4 protein-coding genes and 1 pseudogene are annotated in these 3,849 nt (G+C 70.6%); 4 read left to right on the top strand and 1 reads right to left on the bottom strand.

All coding sequences use genetic code 11. The annotated features are described in order from the left end of the window. A pseudogene (locus AC2W7G_RS11130) lies at positions 1-296 on the bottom strand (SAM-dependent methyltransferase); the annotation flags it as partial. A 177-nt stretch (positions 297-473) separates the two neighbouring features. Between AC2W7G_RS11130 and groES the strand changes: the two are divergent. From groES to AC2W7G_RS11110, 4 genes are all read left to right on the top strand, one after another. After that, complete coding sequence (gene groES / locus AC2W7G_RS11125) at positions 474-767, top strand: co-chaperone GroES (RefSeq protein WP_019143581.1); 294 nt, start codon at positions 474-476, stop codon at positions 765-767. Positions 768-856: 89 nt separating this feature from the next. Next, positions 857-2,455: a chaperonin GroEL gene (groL, locus tag AC2W7G_RS11120; protein ID WP_485868484.1), complete on the top strand. Its 1,599-nt coding sequence runs from the start codon at positions 857-859 to the stop codon at positions 2,453-2,455. Between the two features lie 134 nt (positions 2,456-2,589). Beyond that, the gene (locus AC2W7G_RS11115) at positions 2,590-3,504 is read left to right on the top strand and encodes an AurF N-oxygenase family protein (RefSeq protein ID WP_485868483.1); all 915 of its coding nucleotides are present in this window, start codon (positions 2,590-2,592) and stop codon (positions 3,502-3,504) included. A 1-nt stretch (position 3,505) separates the two neighbouring features. Next, on the top strand, positions 3,506-3,849 hold a 344-nt coding region (locus tag AC2W7G_RS11110; RefSeq protein WP_485868482.1), incomplete at its 3' end, for a 4Fe-4S dicluster domain-containing protein.

Below are 3,849 nucleotides of genomic sequence, written 5' to 3'. Positions count from 1 at the left end.
CGACGCCGGACGCCGCCAGGCGCTGCGCCCCGGTGCGTCGCGACGGACGCGCGGGTGGCCTGCTCGAGCGCGTCGTGGGTGAAGTACATCCGGGCGGCGTCGTCGCCGAGCTTGCGCCGGGCCAGCCCGCGCAGGTGGTTCTGGGTGACCGCCGCCGCGACGAGCTCGACGGGGTGCGTGCGCCGCAGCCGGGTGCCCAGCGCGAGGTCGCTCTCGACGCCGGCGCGGGCGTGCACCTCGGCCAGCAGGTCCTGTCCCTCGGGGGTCAGCAGGCGCTCGAACGTGGGCAGGTCCATGGGCCGATTCTCGCGGGTCGGACGACGGTTAGCACTCCCTTGGGGCGAGTGCCAGGTCATGCTATGTTCGGCTTGGCACTCGCCGAGCGAGACTGCTAACACCGCGTGCGCGGCCCCCGCGACGGCGTGCACGCACCTGTCCGTCACGTTTCATTCCTGAAAGGGAAGGTCGACCACATGGTCAGCATCAAGCCGCTCGAGGACCGAGTCGTCGTCAAGGCGCTCGAGGCCGAGCAGACCACCGCGTCCGGTCTCGTCATCCCCGACACCGCCAAGGAGAAGCCGCAGGAGGGCGAGATCGTCGCCGTCGGCCCCGGCCGGTTCAACGAGGACGGCGACGAGCGCATCCCCGTCGACGTCCAGGTCGGTGACAAGGTCATCTTCAGCAAGTACGGCGGCACCGAGGTCAAGTACGGCGGCGAGGAGTTCCTCATCCTCTCCGCGCGCGACATCCTCGCCGTCGTCTCCTGATCCCGCCGCCCCGGCCCGGACGCGCCCTCGTGCGCGCGTCCGGCCGGGGTCGCGTGATTCCTCACCCCTGAGCCAGAAGGAAGCGATCCATGCCCAAGATCCTGGAGTTCGACGAGGCGGCGCGCCGCTCGCTCGAGCGCGGCGTCGACAAGCTCGCCGACACCGTGAAGGTCACCCTCGGCCCCAAGGGCCGCTACGTCGTCCTCGACAAGAAGTGGGGCGCTCCCACGATCACGAACGACGGCGTCACCGTCGCCCGTGAGGTCGAGCTGGACGACCCGTTCGAGAACCTCGGCGCCCAGCTCGCCAAGGAGGTCGCCACCAAGACGAACGACGTCGCCGGTGACGGCACCACCACCGCCACGGTGCTCGCCCAGGCGATGATCCACTCGGGCCTGCGCGCGGTCGCCGCCGGCGCGAACCCGGTCGGCCTCAAGCGCGGCATCGAGGCCGCCGTCCAGGCCGTCTCGGACCAGCTGCTCTCGACCGCCAAGCCGGTCGACGACGTCGCCGACATGACGAGCGTCGCCACCATCTCCTCGCGCGACGGCCACATCGGTGCGCTCATCGCCGAGGCGTTCGACAAGGTGGGCAAGGACGGTGTCATCACCGTCGAGGAGTCCAACACCATGGGCACCGAGCTCGAGTTCACCGAGGGCATGCAGTTCGACAAGGGCTACCTGTCGCCCTACATGGTCACCGACACCGAGCGCATGGAAGCGGTCATCGACGACCCGCTGATCCTGGTCAACCAGGGCAAGATCTCGTCGGTGCAGGAGCTCCTGCCGCTGCTGGAGAAGGTCGTCCAGGCCGGCAAGACGCTGTTCATCATCGCCGAGGACGTCGAGGGCGAGGCCCTGTCGACGCTGGTCGTCAACAAGATCCGCGGCACCTTCCAGTCCGTCGCGGTCAAGGCCCCGGCCTTCGGCGACCGCCGCAAGGCGATCCTGCAGGACATCGCGATCCTGACCGGTGCCGAGGTCGTCAGCCCCGAGCTGGGCCTCAAGCTCGACCAGGTCGGCCTCGAGGTGCTGGGCACCGCGCGCCGCGTGGTCGTCACCAAGGACGCCACGACGATCGTCGACGGCGCCGGCAAGGCCGACGAGGTCACCGGTCGCGTCGAGCAGATCAAGGCCGAGATCGCCTCGACCGACTCCGAGTGGGACCGCGAGAAGCTCCAGGAGCGCCTCGCGAAGCTCGCCGGCGGCGTCTGCGTCATCCAGGTCGGCGCGGCCACCGAGGTCGAGGTCAAGGAGAAGAAGCACCGCATCGAGGACGCCGTCTCGGCGACCCGCGCGGCCATCGAGGAGGGCATCGTCGCCGGCGGCGGCTCGGCCCTCGTCCAGGCCGTCTCGGTGCTCGAGGACGACCTCGGCCTGACCGGCGACGAGGCGGTCGGCGTGCGCGTCGTCCGCGAGGGCGCCGACGCCCCGCTGGAGTGGATCGCCCGCAACGGCGGCGTCTCCGGCGAGGTCGTGGTGGCCAAGGTCCGCGAGACCGGTGAGGGCTACAACGCGGCCACCGGCGAGTACGGCGACCTGGTCGCCCAGGGCGTCCTGGACCCGGTGAAGGTCACCCGCTCGGCGCTGGCGAACGCCGCGTCCATCACGGCCATGCTGCTGACGACCGAGACCCTGGTCGTCGACAAGCCCGCTGACGAGGACGAGCACGCCGGTCACAGCCACTGACCGACTGCGCGTCACGACGCCCGTCCCCGCGAGGGGGCGGGCGTCGTCGTCCCCGCTTGCGTCCTGACCCCGTGGCGGCGTACGGTGCCATAGGTAATGTTACATCGCAGATGTCACATGGATGGAGGCGCGGGATGACCGTCACCGCCGAGCACTTCCGCACGACCCTGGACCGCGACACCGAGGCCGAGATGCGCCGCCTCCTGGACTCGTCGCGCACGATCTCCTACGATCCGCAGACCGAGGTCGACTGGGACGCCCCGCTCGACCCGGCGCACCACGGGCTCAACCCCGAGTGGAGCACGCTCTACGGCACGCCGCTGTGGGAGCGGATGACCGACGAGCAGCGGGTGACGCTGACCCGGCACGAGGTCGGCTCGATCATGAGCACCGGCATCTGGTTCGAGATGATGCTGCAGCAGCTCATCCTGCGCGACCAGTACCGCGCCCGGTACGCCGACAGCGAGTTCCAGTTCGCGCTCACCGAGATCGCCGACGAGTGCCGGCACTCGCTCATGTTCGCGCGCGCGTGCACCCTCATGGACGTCCCGCACTACAGCCCGCCGCGGTACGTGGTCGAGCTCGCCCGCGCGCTCAAGACCGTCGCCACCGGCGAGATCGCCTACGGCTGCATCCTCGTGGCCGAGGAGATCCTCGACGTCATGCAACGTGACTGGATGCGCGGCGAGGACGTGCTGCCGGTCGTCCGCACGACGTCCAAGATTCACGTGGTCGAGGAGGCGCGGCACATGAAGTTCGCGCGGCACGAGATCCGCGAGCACCTGAAGGAGTCCGGCCGGGTCCGGCGCCAGGTCGCGGCCGAGGTCATCGCCGGGTCGGCCCGCTTCATCGTCTCGAGCATGGTCAACCCCGGGGTCTACGAGGCGGCGGGACTGGACCGCGAGGAGGCGCTCGCCCAGGCCCGGGCCAACACGCACCACCACAACCTCATGCGGATGAGCTGCGTGCACCTCATGGACTTCCTGTCCTCCGCCGGCCTGCTCACCCGACCCGCGATGCGCCACTACCGCGCCGTCCACATGCTCTGACATGGCCTACGCGATCACCGCCGGCTGCTGCGCCGACGCCTCCTGCGTCTCGGTCTGCCCGGTCGACTGCATCCACCCCACGCCCGGCGAGCCGGGGTTCGGCACGACCGAGATGCTCCACGTCGACCCGCAGTCCTGCATCGACTGCGGGGCGTGCGCGGACGCCTGCCCGGTCTCCGCGGTCAAGCCGGTCGACGTCCTGCGGGCCGACGAGCAGGTCTTCGCCCGGCTCAACGCCGAGCACTTCGAGGGGCGCGAGACGCTGCCCGCCGCCACCCCGCTGCACCTGCAGGAGGTCGCGCCGGCCACCGACCGGGCCCCCTGCGCGTGGCCGTCGTCGGCACC

The sequence above is a fragment of the Aeromicrobium sp. PFPM2_SD2 genome (genome assembly GCF_057364525.1).
This window is presented reverse-complemented; position numbering and strand designations above follow the sequence as displayed.